The following is a 15,198-nucleotide window of genomic DNA, read 5'->3' as shown; positions in this document are numbered from 1 at the left end:
TCTAGTCAGCGGCGGGGGTCAGTTGCTGACCACGGTGCCGATGCGCTCGCCCCGGATCGCCGCGGCGACGTTCCCCTCGCCCTCCATGCCGAACACGTGCATCGGCATGCCGTTGTCCATGCACAGCGAGAACGCGGTGGCGTCGACCACCTTGAGGCCCTTGAGCAGGGCGTCCTGGTACGTGACGTGGTGCAGCTTCTCGGCGGTGGCGTCCTTCTTCGGGTCCGCCGTGTACACGCCGTCGACGCCGTTCTTCGCCACGAGCACCTCCTGCGCGTCGATCTCGAGCGCGCGCTGGGCGGCGACGGTGTCGGTCGAGAAGTACGGCAGGCCCGCTCCGGCACCGAAGATGACGATCCGGCCCTTCTCGAGGTGCCGCTCGGCGCGCCGCGGGATGTACGGCTCGGCGACCTGGGTCATGCTGATGGCCGACTGCACGCGCGTGGCGGCCCCGGCCTGCTCGAGGAAGTCCTGCAGGGCGAGGGCGTTCATCACGGTGCCCAGCATGCCCATGTAGTCCGCGCGGCCGCGGTCCATGCCGCGCTGGGAGAGCTCGGCGCCGCGGAAGAAGTTGCCGCCGCCGACGACGATCGCGACCTCGACCTCCTGCGCAGCGGCCGCGATCTCCTTCGCGATGGTGCTGATGACGTCCGGGTTCACACCGAGCGACCCGGCACCGAACGCCTCCCCCGACAGCTTCAGCAGGACTCGGCGGCGTCCGGTCTTCTCGTTCGTCATGTGGTCGCACCCTTCGTCGAATGTCTCGTGGAAATGTACTCGTGCGCCGCGCGGCCGTGTCTGGCCCGTGCGCGCGAAAACGGGGCCAGGAACCGGTTGGTTCCTGACCCCGTCATGGGTTCGTTACGCGCCGACCTTGACGCGGGCGAAGCCCTGGATCGTGATGCCCGCGTTCGCCGCGGCCTTCGCGACGGACAGCTTGTTGTCCTTCGCGTAGTCCTGGTCGAGCAGCGAGACCTGCTTGATGAAGGCGTTGAGGCGACCCTCGACGATCTTCGGGAGAGCGGCCTCGGGCTTGCCCTCCTCGCGCGTGATCGCCTCGACGGTCGCACGCTCCTTCTCGATCGCAGCGGCCGGGACCTCGTCGCGGTTGAGGTACGTCGGGTTCGCGAACGCGACGTGCTGCGCGATCGAACGCGCCTCGGCGGCGTCGGAGCCCGAGTAGGCGATGACGACGGCGATCTGCGGCGGCAGGTCCTGGCTGGTCTTGTGCAGGTAGATCTCGAACTCGTCGCCCTCGACACGGGTGACGGTGCGGAGCTCGAGCTTCTCGCCGAGGGCGGCGGCGTTCTCGTCGATGACCTCGGCGACGGTCTTGCCCTCGAGCGGCGCGGCGTTGCCAGCAGCCACGTCGGCGGCACCGGCAGCGGCGACCGCTCCGAGGACCTTGTCGGCGAGCGTCGTGAAGCGCTCGTTCTTCGCGACGAAGTCGGTCTCGCTCGCGAGCTCGACGACGGTCGCGGCGCCGTTCGACGCGGACGCGACGACGACACCCTCGGAGGTCGCGCGGTCGTCGCGCTTGGCGACGGCCTTCGCGCCCTTGATGCGGAGGAGCTCGACGGCCTTGTCGTAGTCGCCGTCGGCCTCGACGAGCGCGTTCTTGGCGTCCATCATGCCGGCCCCGAGGTCCTCACGGAGCTTCTTCACGTCAGCAAGGCTGTAGTTGGCCATTGACTGGAGTCCTTTCTGGACTGTGCGTTTGTGGAGAGAGAGAAGGGGCGCCGAGCCGATCGGCCCGACGCCCCCGGTGGTCACTCGGCGGGGGTGGTCTCCGCGGCGGCCTCGGCCTCGGCCGTCGGCTGCGCGTTCTTCGCCTCGTCGGCGATCGGCTCGCCGATCTCCTTCGCGGCGACCTGTGCGTCAGCGTCGTTCTCCTCGACGGTCGCACCCTCGGGAGCGGCGTCGGCGGACGGCGTGGCGTCGGTCGTGGTGGCGGCCTCGCCACCGAGGAGCTCCTGCTCCCACTCGGCGAGGGGCTCGGTGGCCTCGTCGTCCGAACCGCCCTGGTGGCGGGTCTTCAGACCCTCGGCAGCAGCGTCGGCGACGATGCGGGTGAGGAGACCGACGGAGCGGATCGCGTCGTCGTTGCCCGGGATCGGGTAGGTGATCTCGTCGGGGTCGCAGTTGGTGTCGAGGATGCCGATGATCGGGATCCCGAGCTTCTGCGCCTCGTCGACGGCGAGGTGCTCCTTCTTGGTGTCGACGATCCAGAGCGCGCTCGGGGTCCGCGTGAGGTTGCGGATACCACCGAGGGTCTTGTGGAGCTTGTCCAGCTCGCGCTTCTTGATGAGGAGCTCCTTCTTGGTGAAGCCCTTCGTCGTGTCGTCGAAGTCGATCTCCTCGAGCTCCTTCATGCGCGCGAGGCGCTTGGAGACCGTCTGGAAGTTCGTGAGCAGACCGCCGAGCCAACGCTGGTTGACGTACGGCTGGCCGACGCGGGTCGCCTGCTCGGCGATGGAGCCCTGCGCCTGCTTCTTGGTGCCCACGAAGAGGATCGTGCCACCGTGCGCGACCGTCTCCTTGACGAAGTCGTACGCGCGGTCGATGAAGGCCAGCGACTGCTGCAGGTCGATGATGTGGATGCCCGAGCGCTCGGCGAGGATGAATCGCTTCACCTTCGGGTTCCACCGACGGGTCTGGTGTCCGAAGTGGACGCCGCTGTCGAGCAGCTGGCGGATGGTGACGACGGCCATGCCGTCCCTCCTTGTTCTCGGCACGCAGCTGTTGGGCCGCGTGCGCGGTTGCGGTTGTGTCGGTCACGACCCGGTGGTCGTGGCCCCTGGCGCCCTGTCCGCGCGGCCGCCCGCTCGCGAGAGCGGGACCGGTGGCCGCGTGACGCCCCTGTGAACAGGGACCGTGGACGCGCGAAGTCAGCGCGCTCAGCGCGCTGCTGGATAGATGCTAACAGACTGGAGGCCCGGATCACGCACGCCGATCGGCGCACGTGATCCGGGCCTCCAGGCCAGACCGTCGCTGGCGGCTACGCCTTCGCGCCCACCGTGTCGCCCTCGGCGGTGATGCCCATCTCCTCGAGGGACCGGCCCTTGGTCTCCGGGATCTTCGCGATGACGAAGAACAGGGAGAGCAGGGCGAACAGGGCGTAGATGCCGTACGTCACCGTCAGGTTGAAGCCCGACAGGACGGGGAAGGAGATCGTGACGATGAAGTTCGCGATCCAGTTCGCCGCGGAACCGACGCCGAGCGCGGTCGCACGGATGCGGTTCGGGAACATCTCGCCCAGGAGGACCCACATGAGCGGACCCCACGTGGCACCGAACGAGACGACGAAGAGGTTCGCGAAGATGAGCGCGATGACGCCCCACGAGCCCGGGAGGCTCGGGTTGCCGTTCACGATCGTCGCCTGCGAGAACGCGATCGCGACCATCGTCAGGGACACGAACATGCCCGCCGAACCGGCGACGAGGAGCGGCTTCCGCCCGACCTTGTCGACGAGGAAGATCGCGATGAAGGTGACGGCGACGTTCACCACCGAGGTGATCGTCGAGATGAGGAACGAGTCCTCTTCCTTGAAGCCGACCGCCTGCCAGAGCGTCGTCGAGTAGTAGAAGATCACGTTGATGCCGACGAACTGCTGCAGCACGGCGAGGATGATGCCGACCCAGACGATCGGCTGGAGGCCGAAGCGGTTGCCCCGGATGGAGCCCTTCTTCTCGTTCGCCTCCTTCTTGATGCCGTCCTGGATCTCCTCCAGCGAGGTGTTCACCGTGTCCCGCGGAACGATCTTGCCCATCACGACGCGGGCGTCGTCGGTCCTGCCCTTCGCGAGGAGGAAGCGCGGCGACTCCGGCAGCGTGATCGCCAGGATGCCGTAGACCACCGACGGGACCACCCCGACGAGGAACATCCAGCGCCAGGCGGCGAGGCCGAGGACCGTCTCGGAGGCACCGCCGGCCGTGACCGCGAACACCTGGTCGGACAGCAGCGCGGCGAAGATACCGAGCGTGATCGCCAGCTGCTGGAAGGACGCCAGGCGGCCGCGGATGGCCTTCGGCGAGACCTCGGAGATGTACGCCGGTGCGATGACCGAGGCGGTGCCGATGCCGAGACCGCCGACGAGGCGCCAGATCACGAGGTCCCACGTGGCGAACGCGAACGCGCTGCCGATCGACGAGACGAAGAACAGGACGGCAGCCCAGAACATCACGCGGGTGCGACCCCAGCGGTCAGCGAGGCGACCGGCGAAGTAGGCGCCGAACGCGCACCCGATGAGTGCGGAGGCCACGGCGAAGCCGCTGGCGGCCTCGGTCAGGCCGAACTCGCCCTTGATGGCGTCGACTGCGCCGTTGATCACGGACGAGTCGAATCCGAAGAGGAAGCCGCCGACCGCCGCCGCGATGGCGAACAGTGTGACCTTCCCCTTGAACGCACGGTCCTCGCCGTGCTGCGTGGTCGCGTTCGACACGATGCTCCAGGTTCCCCGCCGCCGTGCGGGATGCTGCACGGTGCCCCGGCGGTCGGCTGGTTCGCCGTCCGAGCGGCGTTGCGTGTTCCGGAGCGGCCCCGACTGTACTCCCCGATCGCGGCGCGGGCATAACCGGTGCGCGGTGGGGCTGGCGGGGCGGGGGGGGGTGGTCCGGGTGGCGCGCGGGGCGGGTGGCTGTTCCGACGCAGAACGACATCGTCGACGTCGTACGACTGCGGTGTCGTCGTTCCCCCGCGGCCGCAACAGTGGCGGGCGCTTGGTTGCGACACTGTCGCTGTCGTACGACATCGGTGTTGTCGCACGTTGCGCGCGCGCCTCCTCCACAGGCCTGGAGGCGCGACCCACCCTCCACAGATCGCCCCGCCGCCGCCCGCGGCCGGCGCCAGTGCCGGGAGGCTGGCTCCCATGACCTCAGGCCCGCTCACCCGCGTCGTGCGGCACCGCGTCGTCCAGCACCGCGTCGTGTGGCACCGCGTGGTGGTGCGGTACGGCGTGCTGGCGCTCGCGTCGTGCTTGCTGCTCGCCGCGACGGTCGTGCTCGGCTCCCCCACCGCGCGACCCCTCCCTGTCGCCGCCGCCGACCCCGCGTCGCCCCTCGCGTCGGACCCCACGAACCGTGCTGCCGCGACGACCTGGGTGTGGCCGACGGGCACCCGAGTGATCAGCCGGCCGTGGGAAGCACCGGCGGACGACTACGCCGCGGGACACCGGGGCATTGACGTCGCGGTGGCGCTCGGCACCCCCGCGGTCGCGGTCGACGACGGCGCCGTCGTGTTCGCCGGCTCCGTCGCCGGGCGCGGGGTGGTGACGATCGACCACGGCGACGGCCTCGTCAGCACGCTCGACTCGGTGACGCCTGGTGTCCAGAAGGGCGACGTCGTCGCGCAGGGAGACACGGTCGGAGCAGTGGCGGTCGGACACTGCCCGGCGTCGGACCCGTGTCTGCACCTCGGCGCACGGATCGACGATCGGTACGTCGATCCAACGCCGTACCTGCCGGCGGCGGCGTGGCCCGTGCTCCTGCCGGAGGCCGCCTGGCCCGCCGGGGAGTGACCACCGCACGGCCGATCGGGCCGATCGCAGTCAGGTCGGTCGGGCTGGCCGGTCAGGGCGGTCAGGGCCGCTCGGGCTGGGCGGTCAGGGCCGCTCGGGGCCGGTTCGGCCGGTCAGGTCCATCGGGCTGGTCAGCCGGTCAGGTCGATCGGGATGGTCAGCCGGTCAGGCCCGGGGGTGCGCCGTTCGGTAGACCTCTCGCAAGCGTGCTGAGGAGACGTGCGTGTAGATCTGCGTCGTCCCGAGGCTGGCGTGGCCGAGGAGCTCCTGGACGGCCCGGAGGTCCGCTCCCCCGTCGAGCAGGTGCGTCGCCGCGGTGTGCCGGAAGGTGTGGGGTCCGCTCGGCCCCTCGCCCGGCAGGTCCTGCAGCACCTTCGCCACGATCCGGTACGCCCCCCGAACGCCGAGGCGGACACCTCGGTCGCCGAGGAACAGCGCACCGGTGTCGGGCTGTTCCGACCGCGCCACCACGATCGGCCGGCCACGCTCCAGCCACGCCTCGACTGCGTCGCGCGCCGGCACACCGAAGGGCACGACGCGCTCTCGTCCGCCCTTGCCGAGCACCCGGACGGTGAGCCGCCCCCGGTCGAGGTCGAGCACGTCGATACCCACCAGTTCGCTCACACGGATGCCCGCGGCGTACAGGAGTTCCACGACGGCGAGGTCACGGAGCGCGATCGGGTCGTCCGTCGCCGCACGCGTGGCCAGCCCGTCGAGGATCGCGCGGACCTGGTCCGACGACACCACCCGTGGCAGGTGGGATGCCCCCTTCGGCGCGCGGAGTCGCACCCCCGGGTCGACCGGCAGCAGACCAGACTCGCTCGCCCACCGTGTGAAGGCCCGCACGGACGAGGACCGACGCGCGATGGTCGACCGCGCGAGCCCACGGTGGTCCGCGTCCCAGAGCCAGTCGCGGAGCAGTTCGAGCCCGAGGTCCGGTGCGGACTCGACACCGCGTGCCGCACTGAACGCAACCAGCTGCTCGAGGTCGTTCGCGTAGGCCCGGACCGTCTGTTCGCTGAGGCCCCGCGCGTGCCGGGCGTGCGAGAGGAAGGCGTCGACGAGCACCGCCAGCCGTTGGTCCGTCCGCTCCGCCACGGCACCAGCGTAGATCTGTCCACCGTCACGCCCGCGCCCACCCGCCGGTCGTGTGCACGACGAGTCCCTGGAGCTGGGCGAGGGCGAGCGCGTCGGCGACCTCTGCGAGGGACATCCCCGACCGGACCGCGACCTCGTACTCCGGCATCGCTCGACGGCCGAGCGCATCGAGGACTCGCAGGACCTCCGGGTCCGATCGTGCTCCGGCGAGCGGCTCGTTCGCGACACCGAACGCGACCGGCTCTGCCGACCCGACCACCGCGTCCGACGGGTCCCGCGGGTGGACGACGAGTTGTGCCCGGCCCTCGGCGACGAGTCGGTGACAGCCGACCGACGCGGACGACGAGAACGCTCCCGGAACGGCGAACACCGGCCGCCCGAGCTGCGCCGCGTGGTGTGCGGTGTTGAGTGCCCCGGACCGAGCACCGGCCTCGACCACGACGGTGGCGTCTCCGAGCGCCGAGATGAGCCGGTTCCGCGCGAGGAACCGCCACCGGGTCGGCCGGGTCCCGGGCGGTGACTCCGCGAGGAGCGAACCCTGCCGCGCGACGTTCCGGAGCAACTCGACGTTGCCCGCCGGGTAGAGCTGGTCGATGCCGCCTGCGAGCACGGCCACCGTCGGGGCTTCGGCGGCGATCGCCACCCGGTGCGCGACGGCGTCGATCCCGTACGCACCACCGCTCACGATGGCACACCCGGCGTCCGCCGCGGTCGAGGTGATCTCGGCGGCCGCTTCCGCTCCGGCGACGGTGTTGGCACGCGATCCGACGACAGCGAGGGACGGGAGCACGTCCGACGCGGCCGTCCGCGTCCAGAGCACGAGCGGGCCGTGCGGGCCGAGGTCGTCCACGCGTTCCGGCCACCCCACACCGCCGGGTACGAGCAAGCGTGCCCCGACCGCCCGTGCCGCCGCGATGACGTCACCGACGGCGGTTCGGCCGAGTCGCGGTGTCCAGCGCGCGACGGCGGCGTGCAGGACCGGCCGGAAGGTGTCCGGGTCCTCCGCTCCGACGACGCCGGACTCGACGCAGGTGCGGAGGAGCCGGTCGTCGTCGGGGGCGGTGCTGCCGAGGACCGCCTCGAACGCCTGCTCCGGACCGAGGGCGGCCACGAGCTCGGCGGCCACCGCGTCCCCGGGCTCCGTGATCGTCGACCACGCGACCCGTGCCGCCACCTGGAACGGGTCCTGCCCGGCGTTCCCGGGTCCGAGCACGGCCTGCACCGCCTGGAGGAGGTCCGCCCCGCCGTTCACAGTGCGCTCCGGAGCGCGAGCGCCTCGAGCACGTGGCGCTCCCCCGGGCGGTCGGCGTCCTGCAGGTCGGCGAGCGTCCACGCCACACGCATCGCACGGTCCCATTCCCGCATGGTCAGGGTCCCGCGATCGAGCGCCTGGTCGAGCTGCTTCGTCGCCCCGGGGTCGGAGTGGCCGGGAGTCCGGAGCCAGGAGCCGGCTACCTCGGCGTTCCGCGTCCACCCGGTCCCCTGCAGCCGATCGGTCATCCGCGCACGGGCCCGCTCGACGACCAGTCGGGCTTCGGCGGTGGTCGGGGTGGACCCGTCGCCAGCACGGATGTGTCCCGTGGTGACCCGCGGCACGCGGACCCGGAGGTCCATCCGGTCCAGCAGTGGACCGGAGATGCGACCGAGGTACCGGCGCACCGCGGCCGGCGTGCACTCGCACGGTTGCTGCCGGTCCCCCGCGTTGCCGCACGGGCAGGGGTTCGCCGCGAGGAGCACTTGGCAGCGAGCGGGGAACTCAGCAGCCCCGGCAGCACGGTGCACGGTGATGCGACCGGACTCGAGGGGCTGGCGCAGCGCGTCGAGCACCGCGCGGGGGAACTCCGGCGCCTCGTCGAGCAACACCAAAAGGTGACGTGAGGTACTACCGCTCCAGAACCAATGGGACAGTTTCCGGGTAGTTCTGCGGCACTTGGGGCAGGAACGGGGCATGTTCCTGCACCGCCCCGATCCGCACCAGCAAGCCGATGGGAAGGTTCCTGGGGCAACTGGGGCAGGTTCAAGGGGCTGTTCTCCTTTAGTTGTTAGAACCGATGGCCAAACTGCCCCTTCGCCGTGCGCCCCTACTGCCACCTGGGAAGTAGCGCCGGGTGACCAGTTGTCCAAACTGCCCCTTGGCATCCACTGCCCTGCATCTGCGCGGAAGTGCCATCTGTCCAAACTGCCCCTAGGCACTTGGACAGGACATACACCTGGGTGTTGCCTGTGCGCCACCCTCGACCGCTTCGCCGGTCCCTCGATCGCCCCTGGAAGGCCCATGACCTCACCAACCGCAGCGCCCGCAGCGCCCGCCCTCAACGGCCTGGAGCGCATCTTCGATCTCGACCCCGCCGCTTGGTCGCCCCGCACGGCCGTCTTCCGAGCGGCCCTGGACGCCATGCCGCCGGGCACCCGACCGCTGACGTCTCGGGAGCTGTTCCGCATCCTCCGGGCGCGTGGCTTCAGAGAGTCGAAGCGCCAAGGCATCTACGGCTTCCACGGCATCCGAGTGCCGGAGGCCCTGGCCGAGCTGCCAGCCCTCATCCTGGAGCACTCCGCCAGCTCCTACCGCCGAGGCGACCGCTCCCCCGAGGCTCGGAAGGCACGCCACCTAGAGACCGTCGCCGGCCAGCTCCAGCACGCCCGCCGGCAGGACCCGTCGCTGCCCCGGACGATCCGGGACCGCTTCAGCTCGCCCGATGACCGGGCAGCCGAGCTGGAGCGCGAAAGCCTCGCAGCTGTGCTCGCCCCGCTCCGCCGGGAGGCCCGCGAGCTGGAGCAGATGATCGACCGGGTCTATGGCCCCGAGATCCCCGAGCAGCACCCTGACGCTCGGAAGCTGCGGAGGCTCCGCGACCGCATCAGCGAGCTGTACGCCGAGATGCGCCGGGCATGACGAAGCCCGGACGCCGCTGTGAACGTCCGGGCCTCGGCGCGCGCTACTTCTCGACGGTCGCGCTGCCGGGCTGCGCGCCGCCTCGGAGGTAACGGTAGGCGAGCGCCCACTCGCTGATGGCACTGGGGGCCACCCGCTCGCTGGTGACGCTCTCCTGGATCTTCTTGAGCAGCGCCAGCTGCGCTTCTGCGTTTGCTTCGTTGACCTCGTGTGCGGTGGCCATGGTTTCGTCCTCTCGATAGGTGAAGGGTGCTCGGAGAGTACACATGGCCTCCGACACCGCAAGCGACCTCCCGGCCCCGGGAGAATCTCCAGGATGCTTCCAGCTTCGGCGAGCGCGCCGGCCTCAGCCTGTGTCGCTGGCCTGCCATAGGTTGGACGAGTGCCGGGACAACACCGCGAGAGGGAAGAGCGCTACTTCCGCAGCGGCGAGAAGCTCCGGGAAGCTCTCGTCCAGGTCTACGACGAGCTGCGGTTGGAGTTCGTGAGGGAGACCGGCGCGCTCAGCTACTCGGCTGTGGACAACGCCGTCCGCTGGGAGCTGCGCGAGAACGGGATGGACCTCCACGAGGCGCTCGCCCGGCTCGATGAGACGGGTGCCGCGCCCAAGTCGGTCTTCTCGACGTTGGAGAGGTGGCCCGCGGCCGGGACCGGGCGAATCGACCGAGAAGCGATGTTCTCGGTCTTCGCGGACTGGCAGGGGCTGGAAGGCTTCCGGCTAGAGGTCGACTACGAGGGAGTGCTCCCCGAAGACGTTCAGGCGTTCGGAGCCGCAATCCGGCGGAGCCTCAGTCATCACGGCCGCGCCGAGCCGTACGAACCGCTCCAGCTCGATTCGCCGGACACCGCCTCGCGCGCGTGGTGGAACAGCCCCGTGATCGTGGGCGTCGTCGCCGCTGCCCTCGGCTCCGCTGTCACCTACGTCCTTCAGAAGCTCTTCGGCTGACGGGACGGCCCCGCCGCCGGGGTGAAGTCACAATGCCGTCTACTCACATGGGCACCCACGACCGCCTCGGCTTGTTACCCAAACACCCTCGTCTCATCCGAGGGCACCCCACGAGGCCGGCACTGCCGCCCGGAGTGAATCAAGCAGAGGGACTTATCAACTGAGGGACACCCACGCCCGCCTCGGCTTGTCCCCACGTGGCGTACTACTCATACGAGGGCACCCACGACCGTCTCGGCTTGTTACACCAATGCCGTCTAGTCATATGAGGGGCACCCACGACCGTCTCGGCTTGTTACCAGCAGAGGGTCTACTCACATGAGGGCATCCCGCCCTCCCCAGATCTTGCACCGCTCAGCGGCCGGCCGATCCCCGGCCTGGTAGCGGTGCATCGCCGCGTCCGCGACCCGAGGCCCAGGAGGGCAGAGGTCGAGTACGGACACCGGTCCAGTCAGAGGCCAGCCCAAGTCCCAGGAGGGACATGCACCACGGGTCCGTCTCCGACCTCCGTAGGCACTCTCCGCGGCCAGCAGGCCGCATCAGTGTTCTACTGCAAGGAAGTATCACCATGGACATCAAGTCCGCACAGGCCGAACTGGCCACCATCCAGGCTCGCATGGGCACCCTCGTCGCCGAGGTCAAGGCCAGCGGCCGGGACCTGACCGACGCCGAGGTCAAGTCCGTCGAGTCGGACTCCGACCGCGCGTTCCAGCTCCAGGCTGAGATCCGCGGTCTGAAGGCCGCCGAACACACGGCCGGCACGACCGGTACCGACCTCGTCTTCCCGGACGGCGTCGGCGGCTCGGAGCACACCCAGGTGAAGTCCGCGCCCCGCGGCTTCATCACTCCGGCGAGCCTGAAGGCAACCGCGGACCGCGCGGCCCTGAACGGCGTCAAGGCGGTTGTGGCTGGCGGCTCGACGGTCACTCCGGTGGCTCTCGACACCAAGCCGGTGCCGCTCGGGCAGGCGGGGCTGGGTCTGCTGGGCCTCATCCCGGTCCGCCAGCGCGACAGCGAGAAGTACAGCTACGTCGCCCAGACGGTCCGCACCAACAACGCGGCCGTGGTCGCGCCGGGTGCCCAGAAGCCGACCTCGGTCTACACGGTCAAGGCGGTCGACGGCGCGCTCAAGGTGTACGCGCACCTGTCGGAACCCATCGACAAGATGCTGCTCCGGGACAACGGCGACCTCGCCGACTTCCTGGACGCCGAACTGCGCAACGGCATCATCCGCAAGCTCACGGCCGATGCGGTCTCCGCGTTCTCCACGGCCTCGGGCATCCAGTCGCAGGCCTTCGCCGGCACGGCCGCTGACTCGATCTACGCGGGAGCGTCGAAGATCACCTCGCTCGGGCACAACGTCTCGGTCCTCGTCCTCCCGGTCGAGGACTACGACGCCATCCGCCTGAGCAAGGACGGCAACGGCCAGTACCTCGGCGGCAACCCGTTCGAGGGCGGCGACCGCCCGGGTCTCTGGGGCATGCCCACCGTGGCCTCCCCGGACCTGCCCTCGGGCAAGGCCCTGGTCCTCGGCCAGGACTCGGTCGGCCTCAGCACCGACAAGGTCGGAGTCGAGACGGAGTGGAACCCCTACACGTACTTCACCACCAACCAGGTGGTGGCGCGTACGGAGGGCCGCTTCGGCTTCGACGTGTTCCGTCCGGAGGCCATCGCCCTGGTCACGACCAAGGCGGCGTAGCTCCACCTCATGGCTTCGGCAGCTGAGCCTTTCAGCTGCCAGCCCGGCCGGGTCTCACCGCCCGGCCGGGCACTGCTCCACTCCCCGCCGCCCTTCCTCGGTGGGTCGAGTGAGCTGGCCGGTCTCGGAGTCCTCTGACAGCTCCGCGGACCGACCGCAGACACGACGGTCGCGCTTCCTCCCGCGACTTCCGTGTTCGCGGACCGCCTGTCAAATGCGAGCGCTGCTGGGTAAGCCGGTCGCCGGGACAAGCGCACGAGACGGGCGGTCCGCCCCTGTTCCGAGGCCCTGAGGGGGTAGGGGGGTCAGTTCTCACGGCTGCCGAAGCCACGGACACTCTCCGGGTAACCCTCAATCCCTCCCCGGCCGTTTTTGCCCACCCCCCCTCGTTTGACCTTGACCTTGGGAGACCCTGTGGCCCTGTTTGGAAGCAACGCCCACACCATGCGCGCCGCCCGCCTCCAGCGGGAGCTGCGGGAAGTCACCGCCCAGCGAGACGCCCTCGCTGCTCAGCTCTTCAATGCTGAGCAGGAGGCGGTCTCCGCCGGGCTGGCCACCCCACTCGATGTGTCCGAAGCCGTCGCCGCGCTGAAGCGCCGGGTGCCGTCGCTCCCCCTCATGCCCAACTGGGCCGTGCTCAGCTCCGCGAAGACCGCGGACGAGTTCGCCCAGGGACTCCACCTCGCGCTGCTCCAGGCGCACTCCATCGGCCAGCGCGAAGGCGCTACCGCCGCCCATCTCGAAGCCGCCAAGGAGGCGCGATGACCAGCCACGCAGAAGCCCTCGAGGTGACGCTCGCCGCGGACCCCGTGCTGGCGAACCCTGAGCACGCCAGCACCGTGCAGCTCGCCCGCACGCTCGCCGCCACCCTCGACCGCCAGACCAAGGCGGGCAGCCTCCAGACCCGAACGCTCGCCGCGTACGTGAGCCTGCTGACGGCCGTTCGCCGGATCGTCCGCGAGGCGAGGGACGACGGACCGGCACCGACCCGCACGGCCAGCCGCCTGGCGAAGCTGAAGCAGGAATCGACACCCGCGAAGGGAGCCACCAAGTGACTGAACCGACTGACACCAAGCGCTGCGGCATCTGCGACGAGACCAAGCCCATCGGGGACTTCCCGCTCGACGTCTCCGCCCCCTCTGGCCGCCGGAACCAGTGCCGGCCGTGCCGGGCCGCGCGGGTCCGCGCCTACCGGCACACGGACCGCGGGCGTGAGGCCCACCGGCTCGCCATGGCCCGCTACCGTGCCCGGAACCGCGAGCGCAACCTCGCTCTCCGCGCGGCCGAGGCCGCACAGCCCACCACGGCCGCGTAGGCCCTCCCCATCTTCGGGTGCCTAGCACCCGACCGCGTCGAAGCCCTGCCCGCTCGAATCGACGCCACACAAGACCGGCCCCTTCAGGGCACCCCTTCCGGGCAGGCGGGGGTGCTCTGGAGGGGCCTTTTCTCATTGGAGCCTGCCCCATGAAGCACCACCTGCGTGAACTCCGCGCCGCCATCACCACCACCCACGTCCTGGCCGCCACGCTCAGCGCCGGCCTTCTCATCATCGGAGTCTGCAATGTCTGAACAACGCCGCCGGATCTACCCCAGCACCCTCAGCGCCCTCGAAGCGCTTCTGGAGACCGCGACCCGGCCCGGCTCCCGCGCCCGCATCGAAACCCGCATCGCCGAACGCCGCCGCCACAACGCCAGCCGAACCAACCGCCGCCGGGAAGCGCTCCTGGCACGGACGCCGGAGCAGGTTTCCGCCGCTCGCACGGCGAAGCACCCCACCGGCTCGAAGACGTGCTCCAGGTGCGGTGAAGTCCTCCCGTTCACAGCATTCGGCGACTGCCCTACCGCTACCGACGGCCTGTGGAACAGCTGCACGCCCTGCACTGAGCGCGCCGAAGCAGAGCGGGCCGAATCATGACCGCCGCCTCAGGGCGGCTGGAGCCGACGATCACGGCGCTGTGTGGTTTGCCCGGCAAGGCCGGCGCTGAGGCCCACTATCGCCGCGGTGAAGCACCGTGCGTCCCGTGCTCGAATGCAGCTTGGGCCGCCCGCCTCGTGCTTCGGCTCCGCGCGGAGGCAGCTAGCCCGCGTCCCGCGCTCTCCACCGACCTGCCCGGCGAAGAGTGGCGGGACATTGCGGGTGCTCGTGGGCACTATCAGGTGTCCTCGGAAGGCCGCGTCCGGTTCACAGGCTCCGTCCTTCCGCGATACGAGTCGCCGCGGCACGTCAAGCTGACCCCGTACCCGGACGGGTACCTCCACGCCTCCATTCACAATCGGCAGCGGAAGGTTCATCGGCTGGTTGCCGAGGCATTCCACGACAATCCCGACCATCACCCGCTGGTGCGACATCTCGACGGCGACCAGCGGAACAACCGCGCGAGCAACTTGGCTTGGGGCACCCATGCCATGAACACCGCTGATGCCCAGCGTCACGGGACGATCCCAACGGCGCAGCACGGTTCCTACACGCGGTACCAGGCGGGCTGCCGGTGTGCGGACTGCACAGCGGCGAACACACAGCGCAGTCGCAACTTCCGAGCCGACCCGGAGCGCCGGGCGGCGATCCGGGCCGCGGATCGAGCGCGCTACGCCGACCCCGTGCGCCGCGTGGCCCGGAACGCTCGCCGCCGTGCCCGCTACGCAGCTCAACAACTCGAAGGAAGCCACTCATGACCGACAACACCGACAGCTCAAACCTCTACAAGCCCCTTGACCCCGTCGAGGCGGCCTGGAGACGTAGCCCTGAGGCGATGACCTTGGCGGAGTTCAAAGCGCGGCTTGCGCTCGAAGCGGGCTGGGGCAACTCTGAGGATGCATGGCGATGAGCGCAGCCACCATCCTCGATCTCGGAGCAGCGGCCTGAAGTGCCCGCTTGACGGGCGAACGCCCCCGCCGTTAAAGCGGGGGCGTCCTGCTGTCAGTGCAGCAGGGCCGTCAGGAGTTCGACGGTCGCGGCCCCGAGGTGCAACACCGCAGTGATCGCGCCGACGATGACCGGCCAGCGGGGCAGGGTTGGGGTAACGTGCTGTGTCAAGTGGCCTCCAGGG

At 70.1% G+C, this 15,198-nt stretch carries 17 protein-coding genes; 9 read left to right on the top strand and 8 right to left on the bottom strand.

The genetic code is table 11. The features are described 5' to 3' along the window. Positions 1-18: 18 nt before the first annotated feature. The 4 genes from pyrH to BLT36_RS13620 all read right to left on the bottom strand — a co-directional run bounded on the left by pyrH (position 19) and on the right by BLT36_RS13620 (position 4,441). Positions 19-738, bottom strand: coding sequence for a UMP kinase (gene pyrH, locus BLT36_RS13635; RefSeq protein WP_092095986.1), 720 nt, complete (start codon positions 736-738; stop codon positions 19-21). A gap of 123 nt (positions 739-861) precedes the next feature. Beyond that, a complete protein-coding gene (tsf, locus tag BLT36_RS13630; protein WP_092095984.1) occupies positions 862-1,689 on the bottom strand; it encodes a translation elongation factor Ts in 828 nt (275 codons plus the stop codon). 80 nt (positions 1,690-1,769) lie between these two features. Beyond that, the gene (gene rpsB / locus BLT36_RS13625; protein ID WP_092095983.1) at positions 1,770-2,711 is read right to left on the bottom strand and encodes a 30S ribosomal protein S2; all 942 of its coding nucleotides are present in this window, start codon (positions 2,709-2,711) and stop codon (positions 1,770-1,772) included. Positions 2,712-2,998: 287 nt separating this feature from the next. Further along, on the bottom strand, positions 2,999-4,441 hold the full coding sequence (locus BLT36_RS13620) for a sugar porter family MFS transporter (RefSeq protein WP_254787647.1): 1,443 nt from the start codon (positions 4,439-4,441) through the stop codon (positions 2,999-3,001). 426 nt (positions 4,442-4,867) lie between these two features. On the opposite strand from BLT36_RS13620, the gene BLT36_RS13615 reads away from it, so the two are divergent. Then, positions 4,868-5,515: a M23 family metallopeptidase gene (locus tag BLT36_RS13615; RefSeq protein ID WP_092095980.1), complete on the top strand. Its 648-nt coding sequence runs from the start codon at positions 4,868-4,870 to the stop codon at positions 5,513-5,515. Positions 5,516-5,680: 165 nt separating this feature from the next. On the opposite strand, the gene BLT36_RS13610 is transcribed toward BLT36_RS13615, so the two are convergent. The 3 genes from BLT36_RS13610 to BLT36_RS19050 are packed head-to-tail and all read right to left on the bottom strand — an operon-like array spanning position 5,681 to position 8,473. Next, on the bottom strand, positions 5,681-6,613 hold the full coding sequence (locus BLT36_RS13610; protein WP_092095978.1) for a tyrosine recombinase XerC: 933 nt from the start codon (positions 6,611-6,613) through the stop codon (positions 5,681-5,683). 25 nt (positions 6,614-6,638) lie between these two features. After that, positions 6,639-7,865 carry a DNA-processing protein DprA gene (gene dprA, locus BLT36_RS13605; RefSeq protein WP_139166474.1) on the bottom strand — a complete coding sequence of 409 codons (1,227 nt, stop codon included), beginning with the start codon at positions 7,863-7,865 and terminating at the stop codon, positions 6,639-6,641. After that, on the bottom strand, positions 7,862-8,473 hold the full coding sequence (locus BLT36_RS19050) for an ATP-binding protein (RefSeq protein ID WP_254787645.1): 612 nt from the start codon (positions 8,471-8,473) through the stop codon (positions 7,862-7,864). The genes dprA and BLT36_RS19050 overlap by 4 nt, the downstream gene beginning before the upstream one ends. A gap of 415 nt (positions 8,474-8,888) precedes the next feature. On the opposite strand from BLT36_RS19050, the gene BLT36_RS19045 reads away from it, so the two are divergent. Then, entirely contained in the window at positions 8,889-9,506 is a 618-nt protein-coding gene (locus tag BLT36_RS19045) for a hypothetical protein (protein WP_254787643.1), read from the top strand. Between the two features lie 43 nt (positions 9,507-9,549). On the opposite strand, the gene BLT36_RS13590 is transcribed toward BLT36_RS19045, so the two are convergent. Then, positions 9,550-9,729, bottom strand: a complete 180-nt coding sequence (locus BLT36_RS13590; RefSeq protein ID WP_092095972.1) for a hypothetical protein — start codon at positions 9,727-9,729, stop codon at positions 9,550-9,552. Between the two features lie 159 nt (positions 9,730-9,888). Here BLT36_RS13590 and BLT36_RS13585 point away from each other — a divergent pair, with 159 nt between their 5' ends. The 7 genes from BLT36_RS13585 to BLT36_RS18790 all read left to right on the top strand — a co-directional run bounded on the left by BLT36_RS13585 (position 9,889) and on the right by BLT36_RS18790 (position 14,976). Continuing rightward, positions 9,889-10,452 carry a hypothetical protein gene (locus BLT36_RS13585; protein ID WP_092095971.1) on the top strand — a complete coding sequence of 188 codons (564 nt, stop codon included), beginning with the start codon at positions 9,889-9,891 and terminating at the stop codon, positions 10,450-10,452. Between the two features lie 568 nt (positions 10,453-11,020). Beyond that, positions 11,021-12,151, top strand: a complete 1,131-nt coding sequence (locus BLT36_RS13580) for a phage major capsid protein (protein WP_175529647.1) — start codon at positions 11,021-11,023, stop codon at positions 12,149-12,151. Between the two features lie 414 nt (positions 12,152-12,565). Next, a complete protein-coding gene (locus tag BLT36_RS13575; RefSeq protein ID WP_139166473.1) occupies positions 12,566-12,916 on the top strand; it encodes a hypothetical protein in 351 nt (116 codons plus the stop codon). Further along, on the top strand, positions 12,913-13,206 hold the full coding sequence (locus tag BLT36_RS13570; protein ID WP_092095966.1) for a hypothetical protein: 294 nt from the start codon (positions 12,913-12,915) through the stop codon (positions 13,204-13,206). The genes BLT36_RS13575 and BLT36_RS13570 overlap by 4 nt, the downstream gene beginning before the upstream one ends. Beyond that, positions 13,203-13,466, top strand: coding sequence for a hypothetical protein (locus BLT36_RS13565; protein ID WP_092095965.1), 264 nt, complete (start codon positions 13,203-13,205; stop codon positions 13,464-13,466). The genes BLT36_RS13570 and BLT36_RS13565 overlap by 4 nt, the downstream gene beginning before the upstream one ends. 596 nt (positions 13,467-14,062) lie before the next feature. After that, entirely contained in the window at positions 14,063-14,824 is a 762-nt protein-coding gene (locus BLT36_RS19185; protein ID WP_217638315.1) for an HNH endonuclease, read from the top strand. Then, positions 14,821-14,976, top strand: a complete 156-nt coding sequence (locus tag BLT36_RS18790; RefSeq protein WP_175529646.1) for a hypothetical protein — start codon at positions 14,821-14,823, stop codon at positions 14,974-14,976. Before BLT36_RS19185 ends, BLT36_RS18790 begins: the two co-directional genes overlap by 4 nt. The last annotated feature ends 222 nt before the right edge of the window (positions 14,977-15,198 follow it).

The sequence above is a fragment of the Curtobacterium sp. UNCCL20 genome, from assembly GCF_900101675.1.
Taxonomy (GTDB): domain Bacteria; phylum Actinomycetota; class Actinomycetes; order Actinomycetales; family Microbacteriaceae; genus Curtobacterium.
Note: the sequence above shows the minus strand (reverse complement) of the source record. Positions and strands in the feature narration are given on the sequence as shown.

Bases quoted from the DNA above. Each gene is read 5' to 3' on its own strand.
- BLT36_RS13590 (WP_092095972.1), bottom strand. From the start codon at position 9,729: ATGGCCACCGCACACGAGGTCAACGAAGCAAACGCAGAAGCGCAGCTG.
- BLT36_RS13570 (WP_092095966.1), top strand. From the start codon at position 12,913: ATGACCAGCCACGCAGAAGCCCTCGAGGTGACGCTCGCCGCGGACCCC.
- BLT36_RS19185 (WP_217638315.1), top strand. From the start codon at position 14,063: ATGACCGCCGCCTCAGGGCGGCTGGAGCCGACGATCACGGCGCTGTGT.
- pyrH (WP_092095986.1), bottom strand. From the start codon at position 738: ATGACGAACGAGAAGACCGGACGCCGCCGAGTCCTGCTGAAGCTGTCG.
- BLT36_RS19045 (WP_254787643.1), top strand. From the start codon at position 8,889: ATGACCTCACCAACCGCAGCGCCCGCAGCGCCCGCCCTCAACGGCCTG.
- BLT36_RS13615 (WP_092095980.1), top strand. From the start codon at position 4,868: ATGACCTCAGGCCCGCTCACCCGCGTCGTGCGGCACCGCGTCGTCCAG.
- rpsB (WP_092095983.1), bottom strand. From the start codon at position 2,711: ATGGCCGTCGTCACCATCCGCCAGCTGCTCGACAGCGGCGTCCACTTC.
- BLT36_RS18790 (WP_175529646.1), top strand. From the start codon at position 14,821: ATGACCGACAACACCGACAGCTCAAACCTCTACAAGCCCCTTGACCCC.
- BLT36_RS13580 (WP_175529647.1), top strand. From the start codon at position 11,021: ATGGACATCAAGTCCGCACAGGCCGAACTGGCCACCATCCAGGCTCGC.
- tsf (WP_092095984.1), bottom strand. From the start codon at position 1,689: ATGGCCAACTACAGCCTTGCTGACGTGAAGAAGCTCCGTGAGGACCTC.